This window comes from Clostridium gasigenes (assembly GCF_017348895.1).
Lineage (GTDB): Bacteria > Bacillota > Clostridia > Clostridiales > Clostridiaceae > Clostridium > Clostridium gasigenes.
In genome coordinates, this window is the sequence record NZ_CP071376.1 from 2852421 (window position 1) to 2870800 (window position 18380).

General features: G+C 27.6%; 15 protein-coding genes. 12 read left to right on the top strand and 3 right to left on the bottom strand.

Features of this window, described 5'->3' with window-relative positions; genetic code table 11:
* From J1C67_RS13255 to J1C67_RS13265, 3 genes are all read left to right on the top strand, one after another.
* Positions 1–2016, top strand: coding sequence for a sensor histidine kinase (locus J1C67_RS13255; protein WP_167867109.1), 2016 nt, complete (start codon positions 1–3; stop codon positions 2014–2016).
* A gap of 190 nt (positions 2017–2206) precedes the next feature.
* The gene (locus J1C67_RS13260; RefSeq protein ID WP_167867108.1) at positions 2207–2773 is read left to right on the top strand and encodes a TspO/MBR family protein; all 567 of its coding nucleotides are present in this window, start codon (positions 2207–2209) and stop codon (positions 2771–2773) included.
* Positions 2774–2853: 80 nt separating this feature from the next.
* Complete coding sequence (locus tag J1C67_RS13265) at positions 2854–5019, top strand: type IA DNA topoisomerase (protein WP_167867107.1); 2166 nt, start codon at positions 2854–2856, stop codon at positions 5017–5019.
* Positions 5020–5112: 93 nt separating this feature from the next.
* On the opposite strand, the gene J1C67_RS13270 is transcribed toward J1C67_RS13265, so the two are convergent.
* The 3 genes from J1C67_RS13270 to J1C67_RS13280 form a co-directional block, all read right to left on the bottom strand.
* The gene (locus J1C67_RS13270; protein ID WP_167867106.1) at positions 5113–6339 is read right to left on the bottom strand and encodes a DEAD/DEAH box helicase; all 1227 of its coding nucleotides are present in this window, start codon (positions 6337–6339) and stop codon (positions 5113–5115) included.
* An 85-nt stretch (positions 6340–6424) separates the two neighbouring features.
* Positions 6425–7138 carry an LrgB family protein gene (locus tag J1C67_RS13275; protein ID WP_089965442.1) on the bottom strand — a complete coding sequence of 238 codons (714 nt, stop codon included), beginning with the start codon at positions 7136–7138 and terminating at the stop codon, positions 6425–6427.
* A complete protein-coding gene (locus tag J1C67_RS13280) occupies positions 7138–7512 on the bottom strand; it encodes a CidA/LrgA family protein (protein ID WP_089965444.1) in 375 nt (124 codons plus the stop codon). Before J1C67_RS13280 ends, J1C67_RS13275 begins: the two co-directional genes overlap by 1 nt.
* 415 nt (positions 7513–7927) lie before the next feature.
* On the opposite strand from J1C67_RS13280, the gene J1C67_RS13285 reads away from it, so the two are divergent.
* The 9 genes from J1C67_RS13285 (at position 7928) to J1C67_RS13325 (ending at position 18246) form a co-directional block, all read left to right on the top strand.
* A complete protein-coding gene (locus tag J1C67_RS13285; protein WP_167867166.1) occupies positions 7928–8890 on the top strand; it encodes an ABC transporter substrate-binding protein in 963 nt (320 codons plus the stop codon).
* 173 nt (positions 8891–9063) lie between these two features.
* Positions 9064–9831 (top strand): ABC transporter ATP-binding protein, encoded by a 768-nt coding sequence (locus tag J1C67_RS13290; RefSeq protein WP_089965447.1) that lies wholly within the window; start codon positions 9064–9066, stop codon positions 9829–9831.
* Positions 9824–10612: an ABC transporter permease gene (locus J1C67_RS13295; RefSeq protein ID WP_089965449.1), complete on the top strand. Its 789-nt coding sequence runs from the start codon at positions 9824–9826 to the stop codon at positions 10610–10612. The genes J1C67_RS13290 and J1C67_RS13295 overlap by 8 nt, the downstream gene beginning before the upstream one ends.
* Positions 10613–10710: 98 nt before the next feature.
* On the top strand, positions 10711–11580 hold the full coding sequence (locus J1C67_RS13300) for a tetratricopeptide repeat protein (RefSeq protein ID WP_167867105.1): 870 nt from the start codon (positions 10711–10713) through the stop codon (positions 11578–11580).
* Positions 11581–11849: 269 nt separating this feature from the next.
* The gene (locus tag J1C67_RS13305) at positions 11850–13610 is read left to right on the top strand and encodes a tetratricopeptide repeat protein (protein WP_167867104.1); all 1761 of its coding nucleotides are present in this window, start codon (positions 11850–11852) and stop codon (positions 13608–13610) included.
* 121 nt (positions 13611–13731) lie between these two features.
* A complete protein-coding gene (locus tag J1C67_RS13310) occupies positions 13732–14844 on the top strand; it encodes a hypothetical protein (protein ID WP_167867103.1) in 1113 nt (370 codons plus the stop codon).
* 84 nt (positions 14845–14928) lie between these two features.
* Entirely contained in the window at positions 14929–15819 is an 891-nt protein-coding gene (locus tag J1C67_RS13315; protein WP_167867102.1) for an undecaprenyl-diphosphate phosphatase, read from the top strand.
* A 294-nt stretch (positions 15820–16113) separates the two neighbouring features.
* A complete protein-coding gene (locus J1C67_RS13320) occupies positions 16114–17214 on the top strand; it encodes a 6-phosphofructokinase (RefSeq protein ID WP_089965461.1) in 1101 nt (366 codons plus the stop codon).
* 252 nt (positions 17215–17466) lie between these two features.
* The gene (locus tag J1C67_RS13325) at positions 17467–18246 is read left to right on the top strand and encodes a serine hydrolase (RefSeq protein WP_167867101.1); all 780 of its coding nucleotides are present in this window, start codon (positions 17467–17469) and stop codon (positions 18244–18246) included.
* Positions 18247–18380: the final 134 nt, after the last annotated feature.

The following is an 18380-nucleotide window of genomic DNA, read 5'->3' on the forward strand; positions in this document are numbered from 1 at the left end:
ATGGAATTACATAAAAAAACTGTGAAAAGGGACAAGGTTTTAGATAAGGGGCTATTAAATAATTTATGGATACTTGTAATTATAATGTTATCGATTGTATATTTTAAAGGAGAATCAAAAAATGATTTTAGTACCTTAATAAAAATAATATGTGCTACATTGGCATTATTGATAAGTATAATAGTTTATTCTAAAATACCTAATATAAAAAATGATTTTGTTAAATATATAGGAATAGGCTTTTTATATTTAGGAATTATTAATTTTGTTGAGATATTTTTAAAGGCAACTAATGTATCATCCAGTCTACAATTAAAAGTAAGCATTACTATTAGTTGGTTTGAGTTTGTAATTATAATATATTCAGTAATATTATATAAAAAAAAATTGGGGTTTTTATTAAGCAATATTATTTTTTTAGGAAGTCTAGTTATATTATTTATACTATCAGACGTTATAATAGAAAAGAAAATCATAGAATATTTAAGTAGTGAATATAGGTATGTAATAATTATATCGATTATATGTTTAACTATAGTTACTATAGGGTTAATATTAAGAGATAAAGATATAATATATAAGGAAGACAAGCGGTGGTTAGTTAAAATAACATTATTTATTCCCGTTTACAATATGAAAAAATGTTTAGGAATTGTTTTAGTTACAGATATAAGTTATCTACAAAATATATGCAGAGTAATAATTTATTGGTTAGCATATAGATATGTAGAAAAAAAGTTGTTAAGTAATAGTTATAGAGAGACTTTAGATAAGCTTATAATTATTCAAAAAACTAGAAAATCTATGAATAATAGCTTAATGAAAAAAGAGAGACGGTTAAGAGAATCTAGAATGAATATTAAAAAGAGTGAACAAAGGTATGAAGAGATAATAGAAAGTATATCTGATGGAATATTAATTTTTGAAAATAATATTTTAATGTATATAAATGAAAATGGACGAGAATATGTATTTAATGAATTAACTGGAGAAGTTATAAAAAAAGAATTAAAATATATATTGAAATTATTAACAAATATAGTGATAGAAGAGCATAAAATAAATGAAGGATTTATTAAGGATTTTATTATTGCAAATAAAGAAAAAGAGGAAATAAATATTACTTTAACCTTGAAAAATACAAGTGATACAGGAAAGGTATTGCTAATTAGTAATACAACGGGATTAGATGAACTGCAACAACTTAGACAAAAGCGAGATAAAGCAAAGGATATGGAAACTATTAAAGATGAATTTTATTCTAATATATCTCATGAATTAAGAACTCCGATTAATGTTATTAATTCAGGGTTGCAATTAAATAATCTAATGCTTAATGATAATAAATTAGAGAAAATGATTCAAAATAATAATATTATTAGACGAAATTGTTTAAGGCTTATAAGGACTGCAAATAATTTTATAGATACTAATAGGATATCAGAAGGTTTTTTGGAACCTAATATAAAAGTATATAATATTGTTGGTATTGTTGAAGCGGTAGTTTTAGCCTGTAATAAATATATGATTTTAATGGATAATAAATTAGTATTTGATACGGATTTAGAAGAGATATACATAGCATGTGATAAGGGACATATTGAAAGAATAATGTTAAATATACTTTCAAATTCTTTAAAATATGGTAAAGTTGGCGGCAATATTGATGTTATAATCAAAAGTGGTAGGCGTGGAGTTAGAATTTTTGTTAGAAACGATGCACCACCAATTCCTGAAGAAAAAAAGAAAATTATTTTTGAAAAATTTACCAAATTAGATAGTTCTTTAGCAAGACCATCAGAGGGAAGTGGACTTGGTTTATACCTTACTAAGAAACTAGTTGAATTAAATGAAGGAACTATACAAATGAATTCCAATGTTAAAAGTGGGAATATGTTTGATATAAGATTTCCTTTTAAATTTTCAGGAGAACCTTGGGAGGTTAAGTTAGATAATAATGAACAAAATTTACAAGAAAAAGTTAATATAGAATTCTCTGACATATATTTCAATTAGGAATAAGGGAGACAAATGAAAATAATAAGACAATATGCATACTCTGCAAAGTGTTAACATATATATGTGTTAAGGTATCTAAAAAACAATTAGTCTATGCCTATGTAAAGGTTATGGTGATAAGGCGTAAGCCAAAACAGACCAAAATATGACTAGTTATTTTTAAAAAGATCCATTGTTGAGGTGAAGTATGAAAAAAGAAAATAAAGATAAAGTAAAAATACCTAAAGTACCAAGGCCCCTTAAGAAAAAAAGAAAGTTTAATATATTTAAAGTAAATGGAGAATTTAAAATAATTCCCCTTTTAATAAATATTTTAATTCCTGTTTTAGGTGGATTTGTTGTAGGATATTTAAATAGGAATACAATAGATACATATGAAATGTTAAAAAAACCATTTTTTACTCCAACAGCAATAGTTTTTCCCATAGTTTGGACAATACTTTATATATTAATGGGAATTGCAGCTTATAGAATATTTATGAGAAACAAGCAAGGAGCAGATGATAAGGGGGGGTATTTCTTTTATTTACTACAGTTAATGATTAATTTTCTGTGGAGCTTTATATTTTTTACATTTAGGTTATATGGAATTTCATTTATAGTACTTATAATTTTACTTGTTCTCATATTAATAACTTTTATAAAGTTTATAAAAGTTGATAAAATAGCAGGACTTTTACTAATACCATATTTAATATGGGTAGCATATGCTGGAGTATTAAACTTTTTTATCTGGGTTCTTAATGAAATGTAGGAAAAAATATAGTATAATAAAGTAAGCCTTCTTTTTAGAAGGTTTATTTTATTGTTCAGAGCGAATGGGGGTAAGTGCTAATGAAAAAAGTTATAATCGCAGAAAAACCTTCTGTTGCCAAAAATATTGCAGATGCTTTTAAAATTAAGAATAGAAAAGATGGATATTTTGAAGGTGAGGAATATTTAATTACTTGGGCCTTTGGTCATTTATTACAATTATTTGATGCTAAAGATTATGATGAAAGTATGAAGGGGTGGAGAATGGATAAGTTTCCATTTATTCCTGAAGACTTTAAATATAAAATAAAGCAAGATAGTAGCAATAGAGCTACTGTAGATAAAGGTGCAGAAAAACAATTAAATATTATAAAAGGGTTAATTGATAGAAATGATGTAGATGGAATAATTTCTGCAACAGATTTTGACCGTGAAGGGCAAGTTATTTCAGATGAATTATTTATACATTATGAAGTAAAGAAACCTATATACAGAATACTTCTTAATGAGTGGACTGAAGATGAGGTTAAAAAGGGCATGGCAAATTTAAAGCCTAATAGTGAAATGCAACCACTTCAAGATGCCGGAATTGGAAGACAATTAGCAGATTGGATTATAGGGATTAATTTAACTTCTGTTGCCACATTAAGATATGGATTTGGAGATAATAAAATAATAAATATTGGAAGAGTTTTGCTTCCAACATTAAAAATTATTTATGATAGAGATAAAGAAATAGAAAATTTTGAAGCAACTACATATTATAAATTATCAGTTAATTTTAAGTCTAAAAGTAATATAGAATTTGAAAGTTTATATTACGAAAAGAATAGTGAAAAATTTGATGAAAAAGAATATCTAACTTTAATTAGCAAGGAGCTAAAAGAAAAAAGCGGAGTAGTCATTGATAAAGAAATAGAAAAAAAGAGAGAATATCCATCAGCACTATTTAACCTTTCAAATTTACAGGGTTACATAACAAGCAAATATAAAGGATGGACTTCAGATAAGGTTCTTAAAGTAGCACAAGTACTATATGAAAAGAAATTTATAACATATCCAAGAACTGCAAGTGTTGTTTTAGATGAGAGTTTAGAAGACAAAGCTAAAAAGGTTTTAAACACCTTAAAGAAGGGGTTACCTTATGAGGATCAAATTAAGTTTGTAAAAACAAAAAGAGTTTTTGATAGTTCTAAGGTTGAGAGTCATAGTGCTATTACTCCAACTTATGTTAAACCAAATAATTTAAGCAAAGAAGAAGATCAAGTATATACTGCTATTAAAAATAGATTTATAATGCAATTTATGCCTGTGGCAGAGTTTGAAGAAACTAAAATAGTATTAAAGGTTCATAATGAAAAAATACCAGGTGAATTTATAGCAAAAGGTAAGGTTCAGATAGTAGAGGGATGGAGAGTAGTTGAAAAAATAGAAACTAAAGATACTATATTACCTTTAGTAGAAAAAAATGAAAGCCTTTTAGTTACAAATAGTAAAGTAAACACAGTAACTAAGAAACCACCTAAAAATCATACTGAAAAAACATTGCTTAGAGTTATGGAAACCTGTGGTAAGAGTTTTAAGGATGGAGAAGATTCAGATTCAGAAGAAATGATGAATGCTATATTAAGTGGATTTAGTATAGGAACTCCAGCAACTAGAGCAGAAACAATAAAGAAACTTAATGATATAGGATATATAAACACAAAAGGGAAAAATTTAATTACTACAGAACTAGGTAGAACAATAGTAGAGATTTTTCCAGCAAAAGAACTTTTAGATTTAGAATATACAGGTAGACTTGAAAAGACATTATCTGATATAGAAAGAGGTAAGTTTAAGAAAGAAGATTTTATGAACTTAATATGTGAATTTACAAGAAGTTCTGTTGAAGCAATAAAAAATGATAATTCACTACTTCATAAATTTAAAGTAGAACTGCCAAAAGGTACAGAAGAAATAGGGAAGTGTCCAATTTGCCAAAATTCTGTTATAGAAGGCGAAAAAAGTTTTGGATGCTCTAATTGGAAAAACGGATGTAAATATACCATTTGGAAAGATGATAAGTATATAACTTCATTTAATAAAACGGTAACCAAAGAAATGGTTGAGTTACTTTTAAAAAATGGAAAAGTAGGATTTAGAAATTTAAAAAGTAAAAAGGGAAATACCTTTAGTGCATATTTTAGGTATGAGAAAAATGAAGAAAGTGGATACTTTAATTGGAAAATAGAATTTATACAATAAAAAAACTTAGGCGCTTGAAAGAAAATATCTAAGTAAGGAATCTGAAAATAAATAAGACTAGAAGTTAGAGAAATCTAACTTCTAGTCTTATTTTTATTCTACAGATTTAGTAGCTTCAACTGATTCTATATTTTCAGTAGAATTAGTAGTTTCAACTGATTGTGTTGCTTGAACAGTTTCAACATATTGAACTGATCCTCCAAATAATTTAATTGGTTTTATTTGAATGTTAAATTCTCTTTCATAAACTCTAATTGCTGCAACTTCTTTGTTGTTTGCGATACAAACACAGCTTCCGAAGCCATAGCCTCTAGCACATCTTCCAGCTCTATGTAGATAATCATTTGCACTAACAGGGAAATCAAGATTAAATACATGAGTAATTCCTGGAATATCTAGACCTCTTGCTGATAAATCAGAAGAAACTAATATTTTAATTCTGCCGGATCTAAAGCTTTCAAGAGCTCTTTGTCTTTCTTCCTTTGAAACATGAGAAGAAATATTAAAAGCTGCTCTATCGTGATAATTTAATTTTTGTGTAACAATTTCTAATTCAGTACTGTTATTAACAAAAACAATTGATTTTTCTGCATTTGCAGCAGCTAGTAACTTTCTAAGTGTATCAAACTTATCTCTTCTATCTGCAACAATATATGCATGATTAATGTTTGGGTTAAGTGATGCTGTGCCTTCAGCTTTAAAAACAGCAGGTTCCTTCATTAATAAAGTAGCTAGCTCTAAAGTCTTTTGGCTTACAGTTGCTGAAAATATCATTAATTGTCTATCTCTCATTGTAGTTTTTATTATATCTTGGATTACTTGAGAATTATTTTTATCAAGTAAATTATCAGCTTCATCTATAACAATAGTTTTAATAGTATGGGCTGTTATTTTTTTCTTTCGTATAAGATCTAAGACTCTACCTGGAGAACCAACAATTATATGAGGTTTAGTATCTCTAATTTTTTTAATTTGTTTATCGATATTTACATCACCAATAATACTTAATGTAGTAACTGGCATCCCTGAGTTTTCTGCAAGTAACTTAACTTCAGCTTCAATTTGCATAACAAGCTCATGAGTTGGAGCTAAAATTAATGCTTGCATTTCTCTTTTTTCTGTATTGACTTTTTCAAATATAGGTGTAAGAAAAGCTAGAGTTTTACCGCTACCTGTATGGGATTCTGCAATAACATCTCTATTTTCTAAAGCAGCTGGAATAGCTAAAGTTTGAATATCTGTTGGGATGGTTATTCCTTGCTTTTCTAATCCGTTTATTAAGTTTTGATTTAAATTTAAATCTTTAAATGAAGTATTCATATATTTCTCCTTTGTTTTGAATTATTATAATACTCATAGTATCTTTAATTATAACCTTAAAAACACCTTTTACGCTAGTTAAAATTTATTTTGCAAAAAAAGGTAAGATGTTCATAAGTTTAAAGCATAAAGGTGCTAAGAATACTGTTGTAAGACCTGCAATGCCAATTGAAAGTGAACTCATTGCACCTTCTGTTTCCCCAAGTTCTAGTGCTTTTGTTGTTCCAACTGCATGAGCGGCAGTACCTATTGAAATACCAACAGCTATTTTGTTTTTAATTTTAAATAGTTTGCAAATTGATGGTCCAACTACTGCACCTACAATACCTGAAATAATAATTGAAAGAACAGTTACAGGAACAAGTCCTCCTAGTTGATTTGTTATTTCTATTCCTATTGGAGTAGTGACGGATTTTGCAAGTAGAGATATTGTTAATATATTTTTAAGTCCGAAAATAAAGCAAAGAAATATTGCAGAGATAATTCCAACTAAGCTTCCTATTAAAACACCTATAATTATAGGTAAAAAATTTTCTTTTAAAAGGTTAATTTGTTTATAAAGTGGAACTGCAAGAATTACTGTAGCAGGTCCTAAAAACATATTAATAAATTTAGCACCACTATTATATTTATCAACATCTACGTTAAATATTACTAGGAAAGTAATTATCATTAAGATAGAAATTAACAATGGATTGAAAAGTGGGAATTTAGTTTTTTTAGAAATATATAAACCACATTCAAAAGCTAATAGGGAAATTACAATTCCGAAGAATAGGTTGTCTGTTAAAATATTCATTAATTATCACTTCTTCCTAATTTAGATTTATTACTACGGTTAACTAGGCATTGAACTATTAATCCTGTAACTGCAATTATAATTGATGTTGAAATAATACAAATAAGCAATATTTGTATTAAACTAGATTTAATAATATCAAAAGATGTTAAAAGACCAACTCCGGCTGGGATAAAGAAAAAAGCAAGGTGATCTAAAAAAAATGATGATATTGTTTCTATTTTTTCAAGTTTAATAATATTACTGCATAATAGTGTTAATAATATAATCATACCTATAATATTACCTGGAACAGGTAAACTTAAACCCTTTGAAATGATTTCTCCTATTAGATAAATAGACAGAATAATAAGTGCTTCTCTAAAAATTTTCATAAAAAATATCCTCCTTAGTATTATATACTAATTTAGCACTTTTTCTTTTAATAGTAAATGATAGATAAATAAATTATGTTAAGTAATCATTTACTATTTATTAAATATTAGAATTGCTTCAAAAAATGAATTTTTAATTAGATAAACATAGTGAAGTTAATAGAAAGTTTATAAAAACACGTACGTTAGATAAAAGTACGTGTTTTTTGCATACTTAAGAATGGACAACGTTTTATATAGCAAATTAGCTTAAATTTATAGTAGTGAGGAAATATCGATTTTTATAACATTTTAAGTAGTAAAAACATAGTATGAGTAATATAAACAATTTATTACACGAAAGTGGTAGGAGGAAAGTGTGAAAAAAAAATTAACTAAAATAACTGCAGTTATAGCGCTTATTGGAGTGTTAACTATGAGCTTTATATCCTGTACTAAAGATAAAAGTGGAGAATTAACGAAGGTTAAGTTAAATGAAGTTGTTCGTTCTGTATTTTATGCTCCAATGTATGCAGCAATAAATAAAGGCTTCTTTGAAGAAGAAGGACTAGAAATTTATCTTTCAACTGGACAGGGTGCTGATAAAACTATGCAACAAGTACTAAGTAAAAATGCAGATATTGGTTTTTGTGGACCAGAACAAGTAATTTATATAAATAATCAAGGTAGAGAAGATTATCCAGTTTTATTTGCAAAGTTAACTCAAAGAGATGGAGCATTTTTAGTTGGAAGAACTGAAGAATCGGATTTTAAATTTGAATCTTTAAAAGGTAAAGAACTAATTGGGGGAAGGCCTGGTGGGATGCCACAAATGTCTTTTGAATATGTATTAAAACAACATGGATTAAATCCCAAAACGGATGTTAACTTAGTTACTAATTTAGATTTTACAGCAACAGCAGGTGCTTTTAAAGCTGGAACTGGCGAATACGTTACTTTGTTTGAGCCTACAGCTTCAATGCTTGAAAAAGAGGGCACTGGTAAAATAGTAGCATCGATTGGAGATGAGGTAGGAGAACTTCCTTATACATGTTTCTTCTCAAGTAAATCTTACATGGATGAAAATCCACAAATAATTGAAAAGTTCACAAAAGCTATTTATAAAGGGCAACAATGGGTTATTGAAAATAGCAACGAAGAAATCGCAGATGCAATAATAGAATATTTCCCGGGAACTGAAAAAGATATTATAGTAAAGGTTATTTCAAATTATAAAGAAATTAATGCATTAGCAACTGAGCCAAGAATTGAAGAAGAAAAAATTAGTAAGTTAATGGATATTATAGAAAGTTATGATGAAAAATTAATTCCAAAAAGACCATCCTTTGAAAAAATAGTTGATAATAGCTTTGCAGATAAAGCTACTAAAAATAAATAATATTAAATTAGGCATTTAAAAAATAATGAGTAAAAATACATGCATATTTTTGAAGGTGCCTTAAGGCTAAGCCTTTCCTACATTAGGGAGATGAAAGAAAATAGATAAGAATCTAATTAGTTGTTTTTTGAATCTCCCTTAGTTACATACAATATAGAAAGGTGGTGTAAAATTTGAGTTTAATAGAAATAGAAAATATTAATTTAATATATCATTCTCTCAAGGGAGAAACAGAAGCAATTAAAAATTTAAGCTTTTCCATTGAAAAAGGGGAATTTGTAAGTATTATAGGTCCATCAGGTTGTGGTAAATCTACTTTGTTAAACATTATAAGTGGTCTTTTAACTCCATCAAGTGGGAAAATAATTTATAATGATGAAAATGTAAAGAATAGATTAGATAAAATGGGATATATGTTTCAAAAGGATTATTTATTTGATTGGTTAACAGTTTGGCAGAATGTTCTACTTGGTCTTAAAATTAAAAAAGTATTAACTAGGGAAAATATAAAGAGGGCAGATGAACTATTAACTAATTATGACTTAGCTAAATTTAAAGGTCATAAGCCAGCAGAATTATCTGGTGGGATGCGGCAAAGAGTAGCTTTAATTAGAACTCTTGCTTTAAACCCAGAAGTATTACTTTTAGATGAGCCTTTTTCAGCTTTAGATTATCAAACTAGACTAAAAGTTTGCGATGAAGTAAGTGAAATTATTAAAAAGGAAGGTAAAACAGCAATAATGGTAACCCATGATTTAGGGGAAGCCATAGCAATATCTAGTAGAGTGATTTGTTTAACAAGTAGACCTGCTGAAATTAAAAAAGACATAGATATAAAATTCGAAAATATAAATGCAACTCCATTTGGAAAAAGGAAAGAGCCTGAGTTTAATAAGTACTTTAATGAACTATGGAAGGAGCTTGATAATTATAATGGGTAAAGAACAAGAAGCTTATATAAAAAGTGTTAAAAGAGAAAAAATAAAACTTACAGTTTTTAGAGTGACTATTTTAGCGGTGTTTATAATTTTATGGGAAGTTGCAGCAAGAACTTCTTTAATAGATCCATTTCTTACTTCAAGTCCTACAAGAATAGTTAATTCATTCATGAAGTTTGCACAAGAAGGAACTATAGTAAATCATATATTGGTTACTTGTTATGAAACTATAATTGGATTTACATTGGGAACAGTACTTGGAACAGGTATAGCTATAGTTTTATGGTCCTGTCCATTTACTGCAAAAGTATTAGATCCATATTTAGTTGTTTTAAATGCATTACCTAAAATAGCACTTGCTCCAATTGTTATATTTTGGGTAGGGAATGGAACAACTGCAATAATTGTTATTACATTATTAATTTCTATAGTAACAACAATTATAAGTATCCTTACTGGGTTTAATGAAGTGGATAAAGGCAAAATATTGTTAATGAAGACTTTTCAAGCAAAAAAATATCAAACATTAAAATATCTTGTAGTTCCAGCAACAATACCTGTTTTAATATCTGCACTTAAAATAAATGTAGGATTATCTTGGGTTGGAGTAATAATGGGGGAATTTTTAGTTGCAAGAGAAGGTCTTGGATTTTTAATTGTGTATGGAGGACAAATATCTCAATTAGATATGGTTATGATGAGCATAGTTATATTATCGTTTATAGCATTTATTATGTATAAGTTAGTTGCAATATTAGAACAAAAGGTAGTAGACAAGAATTGATTAAGAATATTTATTAAAACCATTACAAAACTTATGTTATTTATAGTATAATACTGTATAAGTGGAAATTATACTAATAATATAGGGGAGTGATAGGTATGGGGAAAAAAATTGAGCTGAAGAAGTATCTAACTTTAGATTATATATTTGCAGCAATATGTATTATAGTTTTTGTAATTGAGCCAATTCTTGGTGGGATGTTTATGTGGGGGTATTGGATTTACTTAATGGTAGCACATCGTGATTTCTTATGTGGATTCATGGGTAACCTTGGAGTAAGCAATAATCATCCAAATAAAGCAGTAAGTTGGTACAAAACTGCAGCTAAAGTAACTAATTCAAAAGTGAAATATATAAGAAGTTATGTATATTGCGAAATTAAATATGGTTATGTTGAGGATGCAGATAGAGTTTTAAATAAAATTCTTAAAAGAAGAGAAAAATACAAACCATTTAAGGGACAAGACTTAGTTGACATTCAAATGATTAAATCTTTGATTGAATGGAAAAAAGGTGACGTAACTAAAGCAATTGAAATTTTAGAAGTACCTTTTGAAAAAGATAAAAGTAATACTTTATATACAACAATAGCTTATATGAAGACTATTAAAGGCGATATAGCTGAAAGTTTAGAATTTTCAAAGGAAGCTTATGATAAATTTGAAGAGGATATTCTAGTAAAATCAATTTATGCTATAAATCTTTATAAAAATGGTCAAAAAGAAGATGCAGGAGCTATTTTTGAAGCTTTAGCTAAAGGTCTTTCTAATATTCCGGATACTTTATATTTCTATTCTTTACTGTTAATAGAAAGAGGAGAAAATGAAGAAGCGATTGTAATGCTGAAAAAAGCCATGAGACTACTAAAAACGACTATTATAACAATTGTAGAACCGGAAGATTACGTAGAACTTTTAAAAAAGTTAGAAAATCAAGAAGTTCAGGAAGCTATTCAATTACAAGCTTAATATGATATAAGGGAGCTTGGAAAAAATAACAAGTCAAGATGCGATGTATATTTTATACTACAATAGCAGATTGACTTGTTATTTTTTTGAGAATAAATAGTTTTAATTAAGCCGAGTTTTATGGAGTTATATTAATAAAAATAGTGTTAAATAGTATTTTTTAGTAAATAAGAAAGAAATCATAATTGTAAAAGTAAAATATATTTGATACAATAAATAATTAAGTGAAAGTTTTAAGTAAAATCGAGTAGGGAGCTAAGGAGGTAGGTATGGATAAATTTAAATTAATTATTAAGAGAATAGGGAGTAAGGTAAAAGCATGCTATAATGTGGGTTGTAAGAAATCACCATATATAGAACCGACTTTAATAATATTCGGATCTTTATTAGTAGTGTTAGTTATACTGGTATCAATTAAAGGTGCATTAAATGGAGATGTTACTACTATTGAAGCTAATCAAGCAGAAGTAGCATTTTATAATAATAATTATGAACAAGCTATAATAGAATATGAAAAGTTACAAGAGGGTGAAAAATGGCCATTTTGGCAGGTGAAGATTGCAGAAATACATTCAATTAAAGGTGAAATTGAAAAGTCTAATGAATTATTAAGAAAGGCAACGCTTAAGAGAAATAAAATTTTATCAAGTAAGGATAGAAAAAAGTATGAAACTCAAGATAAAGAATTTATTAATTCTGTAGTATTTACATATTTTATGAATGAAGAATATGAACAAGCATTAAGTCTTGGAGAACAATTTATAAAAGATAATGGAAAAGATAAGACATTAATGAGAACTATGTACACTATTTATATGGTAGATGGACAAAAAGATAAAGCTAAAGAAATGATAGATAATTATGAAGTACATAATGAATCTGCATATGACTTAGCTTTGATAGCTAAAATGAATATGTTAAGTGATAATTGGGATGATGGTTTTAAGTTATTAAATGAAGCTTTTAATAAAGATAAAAATGAAATAAAGGTCTTTGATGTTATAACTCAATTTGCAGCTTATGATAGGGATGGAATATTAACTAAGTTAACAGAACTAGTTAATGATAATCCAGAGGAACTAAGTTATAAAATGTGGTTAGCGAAGGTTTACTCAATGTTACCTGAAACTACAAATCTTGCAAATGATATTATAGAAGAAATTAAAAATGAAGATGTGGGAGAAATTCCACTTAAGGTTATGATGTCAACTGTATATAAAAATACGGGAAATGAATTAGAAGCAAATTCTATTTTAGAAAATATTATAAATAATGATAAAAATTCATATGCTGGTTACCATATTGCTGCATGGCAAAGTTTTGAATCTGAAAACTATGATAAAGCTTTTGAACTTTGTAAAAAGAGTATATTAGCCAATAAAGATTACCCTGATAATTATGGATTTCTAATGCCAAAAATAATGATGGCTAAAGAAAAAAACAAAACATCCGAAGGTTACTTTATAACAGCTCTTCAAAAAGAACCATTTAACTACAATATAATGATTAAAATTGCAGAATATTATGAGGGCAACTCTATAGATAATGAAAAATCCAGAAGATATTATAAGTTAGCAGCAGCAATGAATCCTAATGATTCTGAAATATATTATAATTTAGCAACATTAGATTTGTTAGATAAAAATATAGATAGTGCAATAAAATATTTAAATAAGGCAATAGAAATAAATGGAGCTGTTTCTAAATATCACAGAACACTTGGAACTATCTATCTAAACCAAGGGCAAAATGATAAGGCTATTGAAAGTATAAGAATTGCTTATGGGGAGGATAAAAGTGATGCATTAACTTTAAATAATGCAGGCTGTTATTATATTTCAATAGAAGGGGATATAGAAAGAGGTATGGATAATATCAAAGGTGCTTATGAGGGGATAAATAATAGTATGGATGAAGAAACAAAAAATACAATAATAAAAAATTATCATAAAGCAAAGACTTTATATGATGAATATAACATAGGAAATGAAGCAAAATTAATAGTTCCAGAGTTTTCATTTTTTGATTAGGCAACTGAAATAAAATAACAAGTCAAGAGAGACTAAAACATGACTTGTTATTTTTAGAAAGATATTTTATATTACTTAAGACTTCTATTATTTTAGAAGTCTAAAAAAGGGGAATAAATTTATGAGAAAAAAAGGTAAAGCTTTAAAAATCATTATATTATTAACAATATTAATAATAGTAGGGGTATTTTTTATAAATAATAGAAATAAACCTAAATTGGAAATTAAAGTATGGAATAATATTTATAATGAGAATAATATCAATATGTATTATGGAGAAAAAAAAGATGCTAAAGTAAAGGCATTAGATAATGTTTATAAAGCAAATGAATTAGTATCAACTGAAGAAGGTGAAGTAAGTAAAGTACTAAAGGTTATTGATATTGTAAATACCGTGGTAGAGTTTGATGATGTTTCAGATTCAAAGGGAATTAATGCTTTTGATATATTACAAGAAAAAGCTAAGCTTAAGAAGGTATCACAAAGGGATATGGCAATAATAACTAGAGATTTACTTTTAACAATAGATATAAAAGCTAGAGTTGGAAAATTTGAAAAAGTAAAGAAAGGCTCTGATGAAGAAGCAAGTTATTATGTGGTTGAATACTGGTCTAATGAAAATAGTAAATGGGTAATGATAGACTTTAGGAATAGAGGATATATAGAAAAGGACGGAATACCATGTAGCTCTATAGAAATAATGACAAAACTAGATAAAAGTATGGTATACAAAGGAAATACAAAGAGTAAAGAATACATAAAAGATTTAAAAAAGGTATTAGATACATATACTATAAATATAGATAACTCTATTGAAATGAAAAAAAGCAATAGCTATATTACATATATAAAAGATAAGGGAAATATAAATATAAAATTAAATAATAGCTATATTCCACCAACAATATTTACAGAAAATGAGGAACTGTTTAAAAAAGATCCAATGGATACTAAAATTGGAGTAGATGAAAAAGCATATATTATTTTAATGAAAAAAGAAAATAATAAAGAAGATAGCGAAGTGAAATCTGAAAACTATATTGTTGGTGGGTTTAAAGATGGAAAGATAATGAATAAATACTATATAAGAGAAAATAATGGAGAATTTAAAGAAGTTGAAAAATACTATGAGCTACAATTAGTAAATGGAGCTAATATTATAGAACTATCAATAGATGGAGCAAATATAATAAGCTCTATTGAAATAGAGTATGTAGAAGAAAAAAGTAAATAATGGATGGACAGTATATAATATTAAATGTATAATTATATATGTTTTAAAAATACCTAATTAATTTGAAAGAGAGGTTTTTAATATATGGGATTAGATTTAATTTATATACTTAAAGCTATATTTATAGCTATAGTAGAAGGGTTAACAGAATTTGTACCTGTATCATCAACAGGACATATGATATTATTTGGAAGTTTAATAGGTTTTCATAATGGGGGGCCTGGGGCTCAAGAATTTGCATCTATGTTTGAAGTTGTTATACAATTAGGAGCAATTTTAGCAGTTGTAGTTTTATATTGGAAAAAGCTGAGTGGAGCTATATCTGAATTTTTCATTTTTATATTTACAGGCGGAAAAAAAGGACAAACGGGATTTAAATTTGGAATTAACGTAATAATAGCATCAATGCCAGCACTTATTATGGGATTATTATTTTATAAGTCTATAAAATCACTATTTAAACCTTCAGCGGTAGTTGTTGGGTTTATAGTTGGGGGTATATTATTATTAGTTATAGAAAATAGATTTAGAAATAAAACATCAAAAAGTGGTAAGAAACCGACAGTAGATGTTTTTGATCTAACTCCAATGCAATCTTTAAAAGTTGGATGTTTCCAAGTTTTGGCTATGTGGCCAGGGATGTCAAGAAGTGCTTCAACAATAATGGGAGGATGGATTTCAGGAATATCAACTCCAGTAGCAGCTGAGTTTTCGTTTTTCCTAGCAATACCAGCTATGATAGGTTCGTCAGGTTTAGATTTATTTAAATTTGATTATTCAATTATGAACCCAACTTATGCAGTAGCATTAATTTCAGGTTTTGTAGTTGCATTTATAGTTTCACTTGTAGTTATGGAAATGTTCATAAGCTACTTACAGAAGAAGCCAATGAGAATATTTGCTATTTACAGGATTATTGCAGGTATAGTTTTATTAGGGTTATCACTAACCGGAATAGTAACACTTACAATGTAAGTTATTTTCAAATCACTAAATTATAAATAAGGTTTCGCATTTTATGCGAAACCTTATTTGCTATCTATTGGGCAAATTACCAAAAATTAAAAAAAGATAAATAAAAAGTGGAATCTACTTTTCACTTTTAAATCTTTATGATATCATATATTAGAAGAGTTAATCAAAATTTTTGAAAGCAATTGCATTAGGTTGTCGAAAAATATTATCTTTTAATAGAGAAAATAGACAGAAAATTTAAAAGATAAAATTAATTCGAAAAACTTTTATATTGGGTAAAGGGGGAATTCTGAAATGACACAAAAAATTAAAAAAATAGCCTTATTAACAGGTGGTGGTGACTGTCCAGGACTAAACGCAGTAATTAGAGCAATAACAAAAACAGCAATAGTAAATTATGGCATGGAAGTTATTGGTTATAAATTTGGTTATAGAGGATTATATAATAATGATTATGTTTCTCTAACTCTTGATAGCGTATCTGGAATACTTCATAGAGGTGGAACTATTTTATATAGTTCAAATAAAGATAATTTATTTGATTATCAAGTAGAAGAAAATGGAGTTAAGATTAAGAAAAATGTATCGGATATAGCAGTTGAAAATATGAAAAAAGAAGGCGTTGATGTTTTAATTGTCATAGGCGGAGATGGAACCTTAACTTCGGCTAGAGATTTTGCGCGAATGGGCGTTAAAGTTATAGGGGTCCCTAAAACAATTGATAATGATTTAGCTTCAACAGATGTAACATTTGGATTTAACACAGCAATTGATGTTGCAACAGAAGCTTTAGATAGACTGCATACTACAGCAGAATCACATCATAGAATTATGCTTTGTGAAGTTATGGGAAGAAATGCAGGTTGGATAGCTTTAGAATCAGGTATTGCAGGTGCAGCTAATGTTATTCTTTTACCTGAAATACCATATGATATAAATAAAATTGTAAAAAAAATTAAAGATAGAGAAGACAATGGCAGAGAATTTAGTATAATAGTTGTTTCTGAAGGAGCAAAACCTAAAAATGGGGAAGTTGTAGTTTCTAAAATTGTAGCTGATAGCCCAGATCCAATAAGACTTGGGGGAATAGGTAACAAGCTTGCAGATGACTTAGAAAAATTAATGCCAGAGAAAGAAGTAAGATGTACAGTGCTTGGTCATATCCAAAGAGGTGGAAACACTTCAACCTTTGATAGAATATTATCAACAAGATATGGGGTAGGTGCTGTAGAATTAATAAATGAAGGTAAGTTTGGACAAATGGTTTGTCTAAAGGGAAATGAACTTTCAAGCGATAGTTTAGAAAATGTTATAGGTCAAAAGTCTAAATTAGTTGATCCAGAAGGCGAGTTAGTTAAAATAGCTAAGAAAATAGGAATTTCATTTGCAGATTAATATAATAAATCAAAAGAGAATTACGTTAGTAGTTCTCTTTTTTTTAGGCGTTTGCAAAAAAAACAAGAAGAAAAGGTGATGTGAATGTTGATTTATTATTCTTTTAAGATAACCTAAGTAGAGTGTTAGAAATTATAAAATATAGATTTAAAGTATTAATAAAAAATTTTTGCTAATACTTCAAAATTTTCTGACAATATGATATAATTTAATTACAGAGAGAGTATGAGATAAAAATTGGAGGGTATTATTATGAAAGAAATAAAAAGATACTTAGAATCAAGAATAGGAACTTACGGATTTTTCTTTGAAGATTTAAAGAGTGGCTTTATTTATGGATATAATGAAAACGTTCAAATGGTAGCAGCAGGATGTATGAAATTACCTATATCTATTTCTTTAATAAAAGCTGTTGAAAATGGCAAAGTAGATTTTATGGATAAAATTAAAATTAATGGGGAAGATAAAGTTTACGGAACAGGGATAATTCATGAGTTTAACGAAAGAGAATACACTGTATTTGAACTTTTAGTTGCCATGCTGATTCAAAGTGATAATACCGCTACAAATAAGATTATTGATATAGTTAGTATTAAGCAAATAAATGAAGATCTTAAGGAAATGGGACTTAGGAATACAATTTTAAATAGAAAAACAACTGATGAAAGAAACAATAATAGTGATATTGAAAATATAACTACAGCTAGTGATTTATCGAAAATATGGAGACATTTATATAAGGCTTCATATTTAAATAAAGAAAATAGTGAGATGTTAGTTGATATATTAACAAGACAACAAATTAAAAATAAATTAGCACTTTATATTCCAGATGATTTAAAGTATGAGATTTCAAGTAAAACAGGAGATAAAAAAGGAGTGGAAAATGATACTGCATTAATTAGGCTTTCGAAAGGCACATTTACCTTTAGTGTGTTATCAACTAATATACCAAATAGCGTGTATGGAACTGTTACTCTTGCCAAGTGCGGGAAAATGATGTGGGATAATATAATGAATAATTGGCATTAATTTACATTGACAATAAATGATAGAAATGTTATTCTTACAAAAATAGAATAGCCTTTAAGTTAATACGAGATATTAACAAGGAAGTTACATTAATGAGATACCGTTGTAATTATTATGCCTTCCTTTAAATAGGG

Bases quoted from the DNA above. Each gene is read 5' to 3' on its own strand.
- J1C67_RS13305 (WP_167867104.1), top strand. From the start codon at position 11,850: ATGGATAAATTTAAATTAATTATTAAGAGAATAGGGAGTAAGGTAAAA.
- J1C67_RS13255 (WP_167867109.1), top strand. From the start codon at position 1: ATGGAATTACATAAAAAAACTGTGAAAAGGGACAAGGTTTTAGATAAG.
- J1C67_RS13320 (WP_089965461.1), top strand. From the start codon at position 16,114: ATGACACAAAAAATTAAAAAAATAGCCTTATTAACAGGTGGTGGTGAC.
- J1C67_RS13265 (WP_167867107.1), top strand. From the start codon at position 2,854: ATGAAAAAAGTTATAATCGCAGAAAAACCTTCTGTTGCCAAAAATATT.
- J1C67_RS13300 (WP_167867105.1), top strand. From the start codon at position 10,711: ATGGGGAAAAAAATTGAGCTGAAGAAGTATCTAACTTTAGATTATATA.
- J1C67_RS13325 (WP_167867101.1), top strand. From the start codon at position 17,467: ATGAAAGAAATAAAAAGATACTTAGAATCAAGAATAGGAACTTACGGA.
- J1C67_RS13275 (WP_089965442.1), bottom strand. From the start codon at position 7,138: ATGAATATTTTAACAGACAACCTATTCTTCGGAATTGTAATTTCCCTA.
- J1C67_RS13315 (WP_167867102.1), top strand. From the start codon at position 14,929: ATGGGATTAGATTTAATTTATATACTTAAAGCTATATTTATAGCTATA.
- J1C67_RS13285 (WP_167867166.1), top strand. From the start codon at position 7,928: ATGAGCTTTATATCCTGTACTAAAGATAAAAGTGGAGAATTAACGAAG.
- J1C67_RS13260 (WP_167867108.1), top strand. From the start codon at position 2,207: ATGAAAAAAGAAAATAAAGATAAAGTAAAAATACCTAAAGTACCAAGG.
- J1C67_RS13270 (WP_167867106.1), bottom strand. From the start codon at position 6,339: ATGAATACTTCATTTAAAGATTTAAATTTAAATCAAAACTTAATAAAC.
- J1C67_RS13280 (WP_089965444.1), bottom strand. From the start codon at position 7,512: ATGAAAATTTTTAGAGAAGCACTTATTATTCTGTCTATTTATCTAATA.
- J1C67_RS13295 (WP_089965449.1), top strand. From the start codon at position 9,824: ATGGGTAAAGAACAAGAAGCTTATATAAAAAGTGTTAAAAGAGAAAAA.
- J1C67_RS13310 (WP_167867103.1), top strand. From the start codon at position 13,732: ATGAGAAAAAAAGGTAAAGCTTTAAAAATCATTATATTATTAACAATA.